The sequence below is a fragment of the Marinobacter sp. B-12 genome (assembly GCF_056857915.1).
Window position 1 is genome coordinate 61,110 of sequence record NZ_JBSXOB010000035.1, and the last position, 15,411, is coordinate 76,520.

Annotated in this window: 11 protein-coding genes; 6 read left to right on the forward strand and 5 right to left on the reverse strand. The window is 57.5% G+C overall.

Going from position 1 to position 15,411, the window contains the following annotated elements:
- Positions 1 to 186 precede the first annotated feature (186 nt).
- The 4 genes from AC13D2_RS04440 (at position 187) to AC13D2_RS04455 (ending at position 6,330) form a co-directional block, all read left to right on the forward strand.
- Entirely contained in the window at positions 187 to 2,556 is a 2,370-nt protein-coding gene (locus AC13D2_RS04440) for a DUF1631 domain-containing protein (protein ID WP_482938258.1), read from the forward strand.
- 173 nt (positions 2,557 to 2,729) lie between these two features.
- Positions 2,730 to 3,290 (forward strand): 1,6-anhydro-N-acetylmuramyl-L-alanine amidase AmpD, encoded by a 561-nt coding sequence (ampD, locus tag AC13D2_RS04445; protein ID WP_292049508.1) that lies wholly within the window; start codon positions 2,730 to 2,732, stop codon positions 3,288 to 3,290.
- The gene (locus AC13D2_RS04450) at positions 3,290 to 4,177 is read left to right on the forward strand and encodes a histidine kinase (RefSeq protein ID WP_292049435.1); all 888 of its coding nucleotides are present in this window, start codon (positions 3,290 to 3,292) and stop codon (positions 4,175 to 4,177) included. The genes ampD and AC13D2_RS04450 overlap by 1 nt, the downstream gene beginning before the upstream one ends.
- A gap of 122 nt (positions 4,178 to 4,299) precedes the next feature.
- The gene (locus AC13D2_RS04455; protein ID WP_292049434.1) at positions 4,300 to 6,330 is read left to right on the forward strand and encodes a methyl-accepting chemotaxis protein; all 2,031 of its coding nucleotides are present in this window, start codon (positions 4,300 to 4,302) and stop codon (positions 6,328 to 6,330) included.
- Between the two features lie 34 nt (positions 6,331 to 6,364).
- Here the strand turns inward: AC13D2_RS04455 and AC13D2_RS04460 are convergent, their stop codons facing one another.
- The 4 genes from AC13D2_RS04460 to AC13D2_RS04475 all read right to left on the reverse strand — a co-directional run bounded on the left by AC13D2_RS04460 (position 6,365) and on the right by AC13D2_RS04475 (position 12,379).
- Positions 6,365 to 7,309 (reverse strand): ketopantoate reductase family protein, encoded by a 945-nt coding sequence (locus AC13D2_RS04460; RefSeq protein ID WP_482938259.1) that lies wholly within the window; start codon positions 7,307 to 7,309, stop codon positions 6,365 to 6,367.
- Positions 7,310 to 7,312: 3 nt separating this feature from the next.
- A complete protein-coding gene (locus AC13D2_RS04465) occupies positions 7,313 to 10,165 on the reverse strand; it encodes a valine--tRNA ligase (RefSeq protein ID WP_292049433.1) in 2,853 nt (950 codons plus the stop codon).
- 260 nt (positions 10,166 to 10,425) lie between these two features.
- A complete protein-coding gene (locus AC13D2_RS04470; protein ID WP_482938260.1) occupies positions 10,426 to 10,899 on the reverse strand; it encodes a DNA polymerase III subunit chi in 474 nt (157 codons plus the stop codon).
- A complete protein-coding gene (locus AC13D2_RS04475) occupies positions 10,886 to 12,379 on the reverse strand; it encodes a leucyl aminopeptidase (RefSeq protein ID WP_292049431.1) in 1,494 nt (497 codons plus the stop codon). The genes AC13D2_RS04470 and AC13D2_RS04475 overlap by 14 nt, the downstream gene beginning before the upstream one ends.
- 210 nt (positions 12,380 to 12,589) lie before the next feature.
- Between AC13D2_RS04475 and lptF the strand changes: the two genes are divergently transcribed.
- Positions 12,590 to 13,693, forward strand: coding sequence for an LPS export ABC transporter permease LptF (lptF, locus tag AC13D2_RS04480; protein ID WP_292049429.1), 1,104 nt, complete (start codon positions 12,590 to 12,592; stop codon positions 13,691 to 13,693).
- On the forward strand, positions 13,686 to 14,747 hold the full coding sequence (gene lptG / locus AC13D2_RS04485; protein ID WP_292049428.1) for an LPS export ABC transporter permease LptG: 1,062 nt from the start codon (positions 13,686 to 13,688) through the stop codon (positions 14,745 to 14,747). Before lptF ends, lptG begins: the two co-directional genes overlap by 8 nt.
- Here the strand turns inward: lptG and AC13D2_RS04490 are convergent, their stop codons facing one another.
- Positions 14,748 to 15,287 carry an RDD family protein gene (locus AC13D2_RS04490; protein WP_292049427.1) on the reverse strand — a complete coding sequence of 180 codons (540 nt, stop codon included), beginning with the start codon at positions 15,285 to 15,287 and terminating at the stop codon, positions 14,748 to 14,750.
- Between the last annotated feature and the right edge of the window lie 124 nt (positions 15,288 to 15,411).

Here is a 15,411-nt window from a genome sequence, read left to right on the forward strand (position 1 = left end):
ACATTGGGTGTGCGGATGTGATTCTATAGGCCTTAGCCAGATTCGCCAAACGTGGAAGGGTGGGCTGCTAAACTGTGACAACCATCACTTAATCACAAAAGGTGACAAATTCTGACACAAGGTGACGTGGGTAAAGCCTAAGATGTGCAATAACACATTTCTCCAGCTACCACCCGGAGCAGCCGAATGGCGCAGGATAACAAGGTTGTAAGTCTCAAAGGCCAGAAGCTTCCTGACAGGTTTTCCCTGCCGGGCTCTCTGGTACGCCTGCGTGACGTATCGGGTCAGTCGCTGAAATCTGTACTGTCCGGTTTTTTTGACAAGGCGGATGACGCGCTTTTTGAGCTGGCTGACAAAGCCGGAACCAATCAGGATCAGACCGCCTACTTTGACGCCATGCGTGAGTTGAGGCTGCGGCGCAAGAACATGACTGTGTCGGTGCTGCAGTACGTCAGCCGCGCTTTCAATGACATTGGCTCGTTCAAGCCAGGGGGTGGCAGTGGCACCCTGGACGAAGTGGACCAGGATTCGCTGGCGTTGCTGGATCATTCCGATCTGGAGCAGCAGGTCGCCATCGACAACCTGATCAACAAGCTGCGAAACCAGCATTCGGAGGTTATACGCCTGTTGAATGTGCGGGTTACTCACTTGCTGCCCTCGATGCGTCTGGAGGATAGCCAGATGCCCTTGAGCCCGGAGGTGATTTGCGGAGGGGTTGCGGAAGCCTGCTCCGACCTGGATATCGATATCCGTGCCAAGCTGGTGGTGCTTAAACTGTTCGACCGTTTGTTGGTGGGTGTGCTGGGCGACTTTTACAAGGATGCCAACAAAACACTGATCGCCGAAGGGGTACTGCCCGATATGCGTCGCCCGCCAGTCGGTGGTCAGGGCGCATCTGGCATATCTACCCCGGCCAGGGGGCGAACCGCCGGGACACTGTCAGCACATTCGGAATCGGATGCGTCGGGGCCGCTCACTGCACCGTCTGACGATGTGCGTGCAACGTTTTCTGAATTAAGTGCCCTGTTGCACCAGGGACAGAGTTCGACGGAGTACGGCACAGAGAACAGTGGGCCGCCCAGCGCCGGCGCGCTCGATACCCGCACACTGATGGCGCGGCTTCACGAAATCCAGTCCCAGTCTGTCCATTGGGGGCAGAGTGAGGTTGTGCCTCTGTCAGAACAACTACAGCAGGTATTCCGGTCGGACGCCGGGAGAAAACATGACGTCGGCCAGGTGGATAGCGACGTTATCAATCTGGTGTCCATGTTGTTTGATTTCATCCTGGAGGACCGTCAGCTACACCCGGTAATGAAGGCCGTGATTGGGCGCCTTCAGATTCCCGTGCTCAAGGTGGCTCTTAGCGACAACAATTTTTTTAACCGGGGTGGGCATCCGGTACGGAAGCTGCTGAATGAGTTGGCCATGTCTGCTATCGGTTGGACTGAGAAAAAAGCCGGCCAACGTGATCCGCTACGAGACAAGATCGAATCGGTGGTCGATCGCGTGCTTAATGAATTCACCGACAACGTCGATATTTTCAGTGAGCTACTCAGCGATTTCGGCCATTTCATGGATCTGGACCGGCGTCGCAGGGAGCTTGTAGAACAGCGTCTGCGTGATGCCGAGGAAGGCAGGGCCAAGCAGGAGAGGGCATCCAAGGCATCTGAGAACCTGCTGAACGAACAGATTACCGGTCGGGATCTGTCTCCACCGGTTGTCACGCTATTGAATGAAGCGTGGTCCAAGTATCTGCAGTGGATCGTGCTGCGTGAGGGTGAAGACAGTGAACGCTGGGATCAGGCATGTGACCTTACCCGGCAACTCATCTGGAGTGTTGATCCCAGGCCCGTCGACGACAACACCCGCAGCGCGTTGCTACGGTCGATTCCGGGAATCGTCGACGGTCTGAGAAATGCTCTGCAGGAGATTTCGTGGGACCCGTTTGCGACCGACGCCGCCATAAGAGACCTTGAGCTGGCACACGTGGATGTATTCCAGCGCCTTGTCACCACGACACGTCCTGCCGTGGCGCCCGAACCTGAACCGCAGGCTGAACCCGAAGAGGTGAAGGCGAAACCGACTGTGGTCTCCAAGAGCCTGCCGAATGCAGATGCAGCGCCCAAAGCCCCGGAAAAAGCGGAGCCGTCTTTTGAGGGTGTCGTGTCAGGCGCCTCAGAGTCCTCGGACGTCGCTACGTCTGCTGCGGTTGGGCCTGGAAGCCCTGAAGAACCGGCCGTAGAGGCATCGGTGGAGAGCTCCGGCGCAAACGTCGAGCTTCAGTGGCTGGAGCGGGCTGACGGCCTTCGTGTTGGTTCCTGGGTCGAGCTGACCCGTGATGGCAACAAAACCCGCTGCAAGCTGGCGGCGTTTATCAAGGCGACGGGCAAATACATTTTCGTTAATCGCAGTGGTGCCAAAGTGGCTGAATATCAACGTGAAAACCTGGCACGGGCTCTCGCAGCGGAAGAGATCTCCATGTTGGATGATGGCCTGATATTCGACCGGGCGCTGGAATCCATCATCGATAATCTTCGCAGCAGCCGCAAGGACTGACCGTATAGCAAGACCGGAGACTTTGTGCTTCAATCAGGAGCATCAAAGCAACAACGGCGAACGCACCGGTTGTCCGAACCGTTCGCCACCGGCCTGTTGGAACCACATTGTCTGAAACCATCCCTTCCCACAACTCCATTGACCTGTCGCCACCGGCCGTCGCCGGATTACGGATGACCGGTCGGGTAGTTGGCGCCCGTTGGTGTCCGTCTCCAAATTTTGGCAAACGCCCCGAAAGTGCGGCGATATCCCTGTTGGTTGTTCATAACATCAGCCTTCCTCCCGGGCAGTTCGGAGGTGATGCCATCGAACGGTTTTTCTGCAACCAACTGTCCCCCACAGAGCATCCCTATTTCGAGACCATCGCCGAAATGAAGGTTTCGTCACACCTGCTGATCCGCCGAAATGGCGAATGCCTTCAGTTCGTCAGCCTGTTGGAGCGCGCGTGGCATGCCGGTCGGTCCTGCTTTCAGGGCCTGGAAGAGTGCAATGATTATTCAATCGGCATTGAGCTGGAAGGCGCAGACGACATTCCATACACCGCAGCTCAGTATGAGGTGCTTGCTGAATTGTCGGTATTGATCATGAAGTCGTGGCCAGCCATCACGCCAGAGAGGATCACCGGGCACAGCGATATCGCACCCGGTCGCAAAACCGATCCTGGCCCGGCTTTTGACTGGCCCCGATACCGGCAACTGCTTGGTACAGGGCATGGCAACGGAGCGGATAACTGATGGTATTGGTGGTTTTCCTGTTGGCCTACCTGGTCAGACGCAAGCTGGATGCAGTCAGCGCCTGGTCTTCGGAGGCATTGTGGCGTTCCGCTTTTAAGCGGGGAAGTGCTGGGGTGTCTGGTAACGACGCGGGCCGATGGAAGGGGCTGTCTATTGTTCTTGTGCCCTCGCTGATGCTCGCGGCAGCGGAGTACTATCTGCACACCATTGGCTGGCGCATGGCCGCGTATCCACTGGAATTCCTGTTGATGGTGTTGTTGATGGGGGCACCGGGTTGGCGTGCTCGCCTGGAGGTTTACAGTCAATCCTGGGCGAGGGGCGACATGCAGTCCGCGTGGCATCACGTTATGGATAGTTTGCCGGCTGAGGAGCGGGGCGCGGCAACGTCGCCTGATGAGATGCATCTGGCATTGTCACGTACGCTGCTGGTCAACGTCTTTGAGCGCTTTTTTCTGGTCGCTTTCTGGTATGCCGTAGGCGGTATTGCGGCAGCCTTCTTTGCGAGGGGGATTATCGCGTTGAGGGATCACTGGCCGCATACGGCAGCAAGGCCAGGGTTTTCTCTGCTGGCGGAAATACTCAATTGGCTTCCCTCACGACTGCTGTCCTTCACGTTCGGAGTCGCCGGTGACCTCGCTGGCTGGATGAAAGAAGGAAAGCGGATGCTGTGTGATTTTACCCTCAAAACCAACCAGCTATTGATGGGCGCCGCCAGCGCGGCACTGACGGGCTATGCGTTGGAGCCGGAACGGTTCTCAAAGATTCATCCAGAAGAGTGGGCCAGTTTTGGCGGTCGCAGCCTGGAGGCCGTCCGGGATTTGCTGAACCGAAGCATGCTGGTCTGGATCTGCATCCTTGCGCTGCTGGTCATTGCCGGTGTTCTCTGACCACGTTTTCACAAAAGTTACATTTTTACGCCGAATAACGCTCAAGTTTGTAGTATTTTAGTCGACAATATAAACAAATAGAATAAAGTTCCATCCTTTCGACGCTCTCTGTGGGGGTACACGTGAACCAGCTTATCAAGCCTGCAGTAGCGCTGATGAATCGGCTGCCCATGTTTTACAAGTTCAGCCTGATCAGTGTGTTGTTCCTGCTTCCCATTATTGCCCTTTCCTGGTTGGTCATCAGTGAACTGAACCGGTCGGTTGATACCATGACCCGGGGCGTTGAGGGGTTGGAGCAACTCGAAAAGGTGGATACGCTGCTGGCGGAATCCATGGCGTACCGGGATTTTCGTGCACCCGGCAAGATCAAGGATGACAATGAGCTACTTGCAAAATCATCCGAATCGTCAGAAGCCATTGATGGGCTGCTTGAGGAGCTTGTTAGCGCAGAGGCTCGTTTTGATACTTCCGGTAACTGGTCCCGGCAGGTAACGATGCTGTTGGAGGAGTGGCAAACGCTCAAATCGACTGACAGTTATCAGGGCAATATCGACCCCCAATTCAAGTACTATCAGGAATTCGTCCAGAAAGTGCGGGCGCTGTTGTCCGCGACCATTGAAATTTCCGGCCTGGGGCAGGACGCCTCACGTGAAAACCTACTGCTCCTGGGCCTCTTGCGTGAGTCGTTGCCGGATGCCCGCAGCATCATTGGCCGGGCCAGGACTTTCGGTATATTTGCGCTCCTCGATGGGCAGGTGGGGTACAACCTCAGTGACGGCCTCAATGAGATTTATGATGAGTTGACCAACCGCGCCTCGTTGCTCGGGCCTGCATTAACGGTATCGATGGATGCATCGCCGACCCTGGAGGAAACGACAGGTGACGCGGTCGACGGCCTTCTCGAGAGTCTGGTGGTTGTGCGTGACGAGCTGGATGTCAATATCATTACGCCTATGCGCCTGGAGTTACCCTGGCGGGATTTCAACCGTACCATCGAGAATCAGCTTGCCCATTACGATGCGCTCGAGGCCGGAATTTTCGACGTCGTCGGCGCTAACCTGAACTCGCGACTGGAGGGCGAACTACAGCAACGGCAGTTGATTATTGCCGCACTGGTGATTGTTCTGTTGGTGGTGGTTTACCTCTATGTCGGCTTCTTCATGTCGGTACGCACGGCTATTAACCGTTTCAGCACGGCAGCAAGATCCGTGGCTGAAGGCGATATGACGACTCACATCCAATTGGATAATCGTGATGAACTGGGTGAGCTGACCACCGAGTTCAACAATATGACGGACCGGATTGCGGAATTGATCCGCTCGGTGAGTAGCACCACTTCGGATGTGGACCAGCAGGCCACGCGTGTCAACGATACCGCCACTGCGAATAGCGAAGCCGTTGCGCGGCAAATGGAGGAGTCAGGCCAGATCAACGAAGCCATGAACCAGATGGTGGAAGCGGTCAATGAGGTCACGGAGAGTGCTCATCGCGTGTCTGACAGCGCCGGCGCGGCTGAAGAGGATACCGAGAGAGGCCGCGGTGTGGTTGCGGATACCGTTGCCACCATCAACCGTCTTGCCGCTGAAATATCCGGTGCAGTCGAGGTTATCAACCGGGTAAACGCCGATAGCGATAACATCAGTCAGGTTCTGGTCGAAATCAAGGCGATTGCGGAGCAGACCAATCTCCTGGCATTGAATGCGGCCATCGAAGCTGCACGCGCTGGCGAGCAGGGACGTGGCTTTGCAGTAGTGGCGGACGAAGTACGTTCCCTGTCACAGCGTACCCACAAATCGACAGAAGAAATCGAGGGTATGATCACTCGGTTGCAGAGTGGGGTTAAAGAGGCCGTTACGGCCATGACGAATAGCCACGACGTGACTGAAACCACGGTCAAGAAATCGGCGGAAGTGACGGAAGCGCTGGACCGGATTGCCCAGGGTATTTCGACCATTGTTGATATGAGCCACCAGATCGCACAGGCGGCTGAGGAGCAGTCTGCCGTGGCGAAGAACGTCAATACCAACGTTGAACAGATCAGTGTCCTGGGTGAGAAAACGGCAGATAACGCCGAGGAAACCCTGGCGTCGTCGCGGGAAATGTCACAACTGACAGCGTCCCTGCAGCGCCTCGTGGAGGCATTCAGGGTCTGACATTCGGGGTCTTAAGGGTGTGTGCTCCTGACACCTACGGCAATAGCTGTTTAATACGATTTGTCAGCATCTGGTTTGTCGGAACGTCAACGCCCAACTCATGCCCGCGCCTGACGATATACCCATTGATAAAGTCAATCTCGGTGGGGCGGCCCCGCTGCCTGTCGCTACGCATGGAGGAGGTATTCCGCGCCGTTTTGCGGGCAATCATTTCAATGCGTTCGCGGATCGTGATTGAGGGTAGGGCTTCCTCGGTATCGCCCTTCATCACCTTTGCAATTTCGTCGCAGAGCTCATCGATGTGTTCCAGGTAGAACGGATCCGTGAGGATATCACCGTTCGGACAATCGAGGATTGCCGTAAAGGCATTGATACCTGCATTGATGATCAGTTTGTCCCACAGCCGCCTATGAATGTCTTGCGCCGCGTGAACCGTTAATCCACTGGTGCCAAGCGCCGTTACGACTTGCCTCAGATGCGTCGTCGCACTCCCGGTTAATGGACCAACCCAGGTTTCGCCTTTGCCGGCGTGAACCGTACAGCCTGGTGTTGGGCGGTTTGCCCCTTCCGTGGTGCTGGCGGCAAGGATCGGTCGTTGTGGCCAACGTTCGGCGACTGCTTGCTGGCAGCCCATACCGTTCTGGAACAGGACAATGGGGGTGTCCGGAGACACATAATGGAGGTTGGATTCAACGGCATCGAGCGTATCGCCCGCTTTCGTGGTGACCATCAACAGTGGAGGGCGTGCCTCTGTGGCGAGCAGGTAGGGAACAGTAACCACTACCTCGGGGCCTTCGAATGGCTGAAACATGTAACTCAGCGCGGATTTACCTGTTTCTGGGGTAACCTCGCGACGAGGGACAAACGTAACCGTCCCAGTGGGCAGGTAGCCCGCCCAGAGTTGGCCCATGGAGCCTGCTCCGAGAATGGCGATGGTGCCATTCCCGGATAGCCCCTGATTCCTCCCTGGCGCTGCCACGGTTTACATGGCCTCGATGGCGGCCCGCTGCTCACTGAGCCGACTCATGCTGCCCTGGGCATCGCTGAGCTTTTCCTTCTCTTTTTCCACCACCTCGGCGGGCGCCTTGGCGGTGAACTTTTCATTGCCAAGCTTTCCTTCCAGCCGGCCGACTTCTTTTTGCAGTCGCTCCAGCTCCTTGTCCAGTCGCTTGAGTTCGGCATCCTTGTCGATCAGGCCGGCCATGGGCACCAGCACTTCCATCTCGCCAACCAATTGGGTGGCCGACATGGGGGCTTCGCCTTCGGTGAACCACTCCAGGCTGTCCAGGCGCGCCAGCGATGACAGGAACTGCCGATTCTCGTCCAAACGGCGCTTGTCGTCCGAGCTTTTGCCACGCAGAAGTACCGGGATGGCTTTTGCCGGAGAGATGTTCATCTCGCCACGGATATTCCGAACGGCGACAATCACGCCTTTCAGCCACTCGATATCGGCGGCAACCGCTAAATCCTGCTTGCTGGCGTCTGGCTGGGGGAAGGGCTGAAGCATAATGCTGTCACCGGTTTTGCCCGCCAGGGGCGCGATGCGCTGCCAGATTTCCTCGGTAATAAACGGCATGATCGGGTGCGCCAGGCGCAGAACCGCCTCCAGCACCCGGACCAGGGTGCGACGGGTGCCACGTTTGGCTTCCGCACTGGCGTTGTCGTCGTTCAGTGCCGGCTTGGAGAGTTCCAGGTACCAGTCGCAGTATTCGTTCCAGATGAACTCATACAGGGCGTAGGCGGCCAGATCGAACCGGTACTGATCAAGATGGCGGATCACGTCCTGCTCGCAGGTTTGCAGCTCGCTGATGATCCAGCGGTCCGCCAGCGACAGTTCCACGGCCTCCCCGTTGACGCCGCAATCCTCGCCCTCAGTGTTCATCAGTACGTAGCGGGCAGCGTTCCACAGCTTGTTGCAGAAGTTACGATAGCCTTCAAGGCGCTTCATGTCCCAGTTGATGTCGCGACCGGTGGTTGCCATGGCGGAGAGGGTGAAGCGCAGGGCATCTGTGCCATGAGCGGTAATGCCCTCCGGGAACTCCTTCTGGGTACGCTTGCCGATCTTTTCGGCGAGTTTGGGCTGCATGAGGTTGCCCGTGCGTTTCTCCAGCAGGTCATCCAGCCCGATGCCGTCAATCATGTCCAGCGGGTCGATGACATTGCCTTTGGACTTGGACATCTTGTCGCCATGCTCGTCGCGGATCAGACCGGTCACGTACACGGTCTTGAAAGGCACCTGAGGCGTGCCATCCTCATTTTTCATGAAGTGCATGGTCATCATGATCATCCGGGCAACCCAGAAGAAGATGATGTCAAAACCGGTCACCAGAACGTTGGTGGGGTGGAATGTTTTCAGCCGCTCGGTGATTTCCGGCCAGCCCAGGGTGCCGAAGGTCCACAGTGCGGAACTGAACCAGGTGTCGAGCACGTCGTCGTCCTGATTTAGCTGCAGGTCGGCCGCCAGGTTGTGTTTCTGACGGACTTCGTCCTCGCTGCGACCGACATAGATGTTGCCTTCGGCGTCGTACCACGCAGGAATTCGATGGCCCCACCACAGCTGGCGGGAGATGCACCAGTCCTGGATATCCCGCATCCAGGCGAAGTACATGTTCTCGTACTGCTTGGGCACGAACTGGATACGACCGTCTTCCACCGCTTCGATGGCCGGCTTGGCCAGGGTTTTGGCGTCGGCGAACCATTGGTCGGTGAGCATGGGCTCAATGATCAGCCCGGAGCGATCGCCCCTTGGCACACTCAGCACGTGGTCTTCCACTTCCTGTACCAGGCCCTCGGCGTCCATGTCGGCCACGATCTGCTTACGGGCCTGTTCGCGGGTAAGGCCGGCGTACGCAGCCGGCAGGCTGCCGTCCACATCGGTGTTTTCAGTGCCATCGGCGTTGACCACTTCGGCCGTATCTCGGATGCAGGCATCCTGGGTCATGACGTTAATCATCACCAGGTTGTTGCGCTTGCCCACGGCGTAGTCGTTAAAGTCGTGGGCGGGGGTGATCTTGACGCAACCGCTGCCTTTCTCGGGGTCGGCATGGGTGTCTGCGAGGATAGGAATGCGTCGGCCTACCAGCGGGAGGTCAACGAATTTGCCAATCAGGTGCTGGTAGCGCTCATCGTCCGGGTGCACGGCAACGGCGGTATCGCCAAGCATGGTTTCCGGGCGAGTAGTCGCTACTACCAGATAGCTCTTACCGTCCTGGGTCTTTTCGCCGTCAGCCAGCGGGTAGCGAAGGTGCCAGAAGAAGCCTTTCTCTTCCTTGTTCTCGACCTCGAGGTCGGAAATGGCGGTGTGCAGCTTCGGGTCCCAGTTGACCAGGCGCTTGCCACGGTAGACCAGGCCTTCGTCGTACAGGCGGATAAACACTTCCTGAACGGCTTTGTAGAAGCCGTCGTCCATGGTGAAGCGTTCATGGTCCCAGTCCACTGAGTTACCCAGGCGTCGGATCTGGCCGGTGATGGTGCCACCGGATTGTGTCTTCCAGTCCCAGATGCGCTTGATGAATTCTTCCCGACCCAGGTCATGACGGGTTTTGTCTTCTTCCGCCGCGAGCTTGCGTTCAACCACCATCTGGGTGGCGATACCGGCGTGGTCGGTGCCTACCTGCCAAAGGGCGTTGCGGCCCTGCATGCGTTTGAAGCGGGTGAGCGTGTCCATGATGGTGTGCTGGAACGCATGGCCCATGTGGAGGCTGCCGGTGACATTGGGTGGCGGGATGGCGATGCTGAAGGATTCGCCTTCGCCGGACGGGCGGAAATACCCTTTGGATTCCCAGTTTTCGTACCACTGGCGCTCGATGTTTTCTGGCTGGTAGGTTTTTTCCATGGGTTTCTGCTGGTGACCGTTTGGTTGATTCACAAGGGAAAATTGAGACGCTCGATTATACATGCTCCTTGGGTTCTCGGCGAACCATGGGGGGAGGGGCACGGGGATGGTTTGAATTTCAGGCGGGAAAAGAACTCGTTTTGCTCAGACACCTTTTCTCGCCTGAAATTCAAACCACCCCCATACCCTTATGGAGTCCGAGTTGTCTCGACTGTGTTCGATGGTTTTGCCTGGGTTTGATTGTGAGTCTGTTTTACGTCTCACCGTTTCCTCTGGTCATGCACCCGAGGCTCAATTCCCAGCGCCCGCAACTGCTTGAAATGCGACCGCGCCTGACCAAGAACGGCCTCGTCGTTGTGGGCCACCAGAGCTAACCGCTTAAACCGGTCCGCATCCGCCGGCAGGGTGGCCGAGAGGATGATCACGGTGTCCCAATCTTCCGCCACTGGCTGGCAAAGCAGTATCCCAACGGGATCGGTACAGGTCGTGGCGGAGTCGGGCACGATGCTGTGGGGGATAAAGGCGTCGGGGCTGAAGTTCCAGAGCAGGTCGTCCAGTTCCTTAGCCTGTTGCATGGTGTCGCAGACGACGCCCACGCGGTCTCCCTGCTGGCGTGCTTTGTCCACCAGCTTGGCAGTATGGAGATTGCGGGCGGCAGGGGTGTTCTGGGCGAGGATGTGGAACCAGTAGGACTGGTTCCGTTCATCCTGTGAGCCCGGATTACTTTCCTGCATGAGACATCAGGTAGTCGACCAGCATGGGTACCGGGCGGCCGGTTGAGCCTTTGGCTTTGCCGGAGAGCCAGGCAGTGCCGGCAATGTCCAGGTGGGCCCAGGGGTAGTCCTTGGTGAACCGGGACAGGAAGCAGGCAGCCGTGATGGTGCCGGCCGGGCGACCACCGATGTTTTGCATGTCGGCAAAGTTGCTGTCCAGCTGGCTTTGGTACTCGTCCCAAAGGGGCAAGCGCCAGGCGCGGTCACCCGCTCGTTCGCCAGCAGCAAGCAAGTCGTTGGCCAGGTCATCGTTGTTGCTAAGCAGGCCAGTAGCATGGCTACCCAGGGCAATGATGCAGGCACCGGTAAGCGTGGCCATGTCGACGACCACTTCCGGGTCGAATTTCTTGACGTAGGTGAGGGCGTCGCACAGTACGAGACGGCCTTCGGCGTCGGTGTTGAGGATTTCGATGGTCTGGCCAGACATGGAGGTAACGATGTCACCCGGGCGTGTCGCAGTGCCGCTGGGCATGTTCTCGGCGGCGGCGATCACGGCAACCACGTTGATCTTCGGTTTGGTCTCGGCGATGGTTTTCATGGCGCCGAACACGGCGGCAGCGCCACCCATGTCGTACTTCATTTCATCCATGCCTTCGCCGGGCTTGAGGCTGATGCCGCCGGTGTCAAAGGTAATACCTTTGCCCACGAGGACGTAAGGCTTGTCTTTCGCCTTACCGCCACGGTATTCCATCACGATCAGTTTGGCGGGTTGGGCGCTACCCGCAGACACGGACAGCAGGCTGTGCATGCCCAGCTTTTGCATCTGCTTTTCGTCCAGCACTTCGGTCTTGATAACGTCGTTGTCTTTGGCCAGTTTCTCAGCCTGCTCGGCCAGCCAGGTAGGATGGCAGATGTTCGGTGGTGTGTTGCCCAGGTCGCGGGTGAAGTTCATGCCGCGCCCCGTAGCCAGGCCAAGATTGAAGGCATCCTTCAAAGTCTTGCCGGCGGATGAAGCGGCAACGGTGACTTTCCCAAGCTTGCGGTCTGACGCTTTTTCGCTCTTGAACTCGTTGAAACGGTAGAACTGCTCCTCCAGAGTGCGGCCGATCAGGTTCAGGCGCGCTGCTTCCGAGCTGGTGGCGTCTTCGCCAGTAACGACGGTGTCGCTCAAGCCAATCAACACGTGCTTGGAAGGACCGTCCTTGATTTGCCCAGCCACGGCAATCAGGGCTTTACGATAATTGGCTGGTGTGCGGTCCTTGTCAATTCCGGTGCCAACCAGCAGAAGACGGGCCCACGGCTGGCCTTCGAGAGGAATCAGTTGGGTCGTTGCGTTCTTACCGGTAGCATCTCCGTTCTTCTGAAGGGTCTTGATCAGTCCGCCCAGGGCTTCGTTTGCTTGTGTGGTTGAGGCGGGCCAGTCGCCTTTTTCGGGCAGGGCGACAACCAGGCAATCCGCTTTGGTATCGGAAATGGGCTTACTGCTCAGAGTAAAGTTCATAGCAACTCCCGTTGGTTATTCTGATGGAGGACAGACCCGGCCTCGGGCTTGAATGTCCGAATGCCTATAGCATTGGGGTTTGGGGGTAAATTATCAAGCGCTGACAGGTTGTTAACGCCTGTGCACTGTCATTCGGCACCAAGGTTACTTAGAATACGGCGAATCCCGATTTCCATCGACTCCGGTCGCATCCGGCTCTGAGAGACCGATTTGAGCATCGTTTTCCGATACCTTACCCGCCAGGTGATCATCAGCATGCTTGCCGTATCCGGCATTCTGCTGCTGGTGTTCATGAGCGGCCGGTTCATCAAGTATCTGGCTGACGCTGCTGCCGGGGAGCTGGCCGGCGACGTATTGTTCCAGATTATGGCCTACCGTTTTCCAGGCTTCCTGGAGCTGATCCTGCCGCTTGGCTTTTTCATCGGCATCCTGCTGGCGTACGGGCGCATGTACCTGGAAAGTGAAATGACGGTGCTGTTTGCCTGCGGTGTGAGCGACAAGCAGCTGCTGATGAAAACACTTCTTGGCAGTATCCCGGTGATGTTGGTGGTGGGGGCCATGAGCCTCTATGTGTCTCCCTGGGGCATGAAGAAGGTCGAGGGAATCTTCAACGAGCAACGCCAGGCGACGGAATTTGAAATGTTGGCGCCGGGTCGGTTCCAGTCGTTGTCATCTGGCGAACGTGTGACGTACACGGAAGCGCTGAGTGAAGACAAGCGTCGGCTCGAGGGTGTGTTTATTGCCGAGCACAGTGAGGACAGCAAGGGTCTTACCATCATTACCGCCCGGGAAGGTTCCCAGTTTATTGATGAGGAAACCGGCAGCCGCTTCCTGGTGCTCGAAGATGGTGCCCGTTTTGAGGGGTTGCCGGGGCAGTTGGCGTACGACGTTACCGGGTTCGAAGCATACGGGCTCAAGATCCGCAGTGGCAGTGCGGGCGAAAAAGAGCTCGAGGAAGGGCTTGCGACCTCCGCCTTGATGGCGTCGGATGATCCGGAGCACCGCGCCATGCTGCACTGGCGATTCACCCTGCCGCTCATCGTGCCGATTGTCACCCTCCTGGCCGTGCGCCTGAGCCGGGTGAATCCCCGGCAGGGGCGGTTTTTCCACTTGTTGCCGGCCATGCTGGTCTATATCACTTACCTTGGCCTGCTCATCGTGGCCCGTGATGCCCTCGAAGGTGGCAAGGTGCCCGAGTGGATCGGATTGCTATGGGTACACGCCCTGTTTCTGGCCCTCGGATTATGGCTGCAGTTCGGGCCTGCCTGGCTCTACCGCCGGCGCCTGCTGAAGGAGGCACGGCAGCATGCGTAAGATCGATCGCTATGTGATGAGCACGGTGGGTGGCGCCATGTTCCTGGTGATGTTGGTGGTGCTGTCCCTGGACCTGATCTTCGCGTTTATCGCCGAGTTGGACGACGCGGAAAACGATTACCAGACGCTCCAGGCGTTGCTCTATGTGCTCATGACATTGCCACGGCGCATCTATGACTACCTCCCGCTTGGCGCCTTTATGGGATGCCTGGTTGGTCTCGGCACCATGGCGAGTTCGTCGGAGCTCACGGTTATCAGGGCCGCGGGCGTTTCTCTCAAGCGGATTGTCTGGTCAGCCATGAAGCCGACACTGGTGGTGGTGGTCCTTGGTGTGCTGATTGGTGAGTACGTTGCACCGCCGGCTGAGCGGATGGCTCAGAGCCAGAAGACCGTGGCACAGGGCGCGGGTGAAAGCATTGCCTCTGCCTCGGGTATCTGGCACCGGGAAGGTGACGTGTTCATGCACCTGAATGCCGTTCAGCCCAACGGCGTCTTGCACGGGGTGTCGCTGTTCCGATTCGATGAAGAGCGCTGGCTGGTGTCCGCCAGTTTCGCTGAAAGAGGGATTTATCAGGGCGATCACTGGCTGTTGGAAAACGTGGCCACCACCAGGCTGAGCGATGAAAAAACCACCCAGGAAACACACCGTGCACTGCGCTGGGAAACCGGTCTGTCGCCCAGCGTTCTCAGTGTGCTGATTGTAAAACCGGAGGACCTGGCGATCTCTGGCCTCTATACCTACGCGAGCTATCTGGGAGAGCAGGGGCTGAATGCCGCCAACTACTGGCTGGCGTTCTGGAAGAAGGTGCTGATGCCGCTAGGCACGGCGGTCATGGTGTTGGTCGCCATCTCGTTCGTTTTCGGCCCGCTTCGCTCCGTTACCATGGGGTTCCGGGTTTTCACGGGCCTGATTGTGGGACTGTTGTTCAAGTACATGCAGGACCTGCTGGGCCCGATGAGCCTGGTGTTTGGCTTCAACCCGGTATTGGCAATCGTCCTGCCAATCGCGATTAATGCGGTGGTTGGTGCAGTGCTGATGAAGAGGGCCGGTTAGTTACTTCTTTTTGGTCTCTTTGGGGACCGTGGCAACGATACTGCCGGAAGCACGGTCGGTCAGCGACAGGCCGTTGATCGGGTAGAACAGCGCCAGAATCGCCGGGATGGTCAGGAACAGGGTGGCTGCGTTCAGGTAATAGGCACCCAGCAGAGCGACGAACAGGATCGCCGCAGCGGCCACATAGCGTTTCAGGGCCTGTGTCCATGACACGGAGGTGCCATCCAGGTTTTCAATGCGAATGCGCCACACCTGCATGCCCAATGTCTGGCCATTGTTGGTCCAGAAGTAACCAAAGAACAGATACAGCGCCAGGAACAGTACGAACGTGAGCAGCGGGTCTGCCTGCAGGGTACCCGCTTCCGCCATCGCTTCATATTGATCCCACCCGGTGACCCAACCCGCCACCAGGGTATACATCCAAGTGGTCACCAGTAGCACCGCGATGCTGATCAACGAATCGTAAATCACCGCCATCAATCGCTTGATGAATGCAGCGGGAGGAAGGAGTTCCTCGGCGGTATGAAAGCGGCGGGGCATGGCGTCTCCTGTGATGTTTCACGTTTTTCCTGTTCTCGGCGTGTGCTAGAGTAGCGGATTTGCAAGCGCATGTAAGTATGTGTCTTTAAACGTGGACCCGCACGGGTTTATAGAAGGGTATCAA

Excerpts from the sequence above, each read along its gene's own strand:
- AC13D2_RS04475 (WP_292049431.1), bottom strand. The coding sequence starts at position 12,379 with ATGAACTTTACTCTGAGCAGTAAGCCCATTTCCGATACCAAAGCGGAT.
- ampD (WP_292049508.1), top strand. The coding sequence starts at position 2,730 with ATGACCGGTCGGGTAGTTGGCGCCCGTTGGTGTCCGTCTCCAAATTTT.
- AC13D2_RS04470 (WP_482938260.1), bottom strand. The coding sequence starts at position 10,899 with ATGCAGGAAAGTAATCCGGGCTCACAGGATGAACGGAACCAGTCCTAC.
- lptG (WP_292049428.1), top strand. The coding sequence starts at position 13,686 with ATGCGTAAGATCGATCGCTATGTGATGAGCACGGTGGGTGGCGCCATG.
- AC13D2_RS04490 (WP_292049427.1), bottom strand. The coding sequence starts at position 15,287 with ATGCCCCGCCGCTTTCATACCGCCGAGGAACTCCTTCCTCCCGCTGCA.
- AC13D2_RS04440 (WP_482938258.1), top strand. The coding sequence starts at position 187 with ATGGCGCAGGATAACAAGGTTGTAAGTCTCAAAGGCCAGAAGCTTCCT.
- AC13D2_RS04465 (WP_292049433.1), bottom strand. The coding sequence starts at position 10,165 with ATGGAAAAAACCTACCAGCCAGAAAACATCGAGCGCCAGTGGTACGAA.
- AC13D2_RS04450 (WP_292049435.1), top strand. The coding sequence starts at position 3,290 with ATGGTATTGGTGGTTTTCCTGTTGGCCTACCTGGTCAGACGCAAGCTG.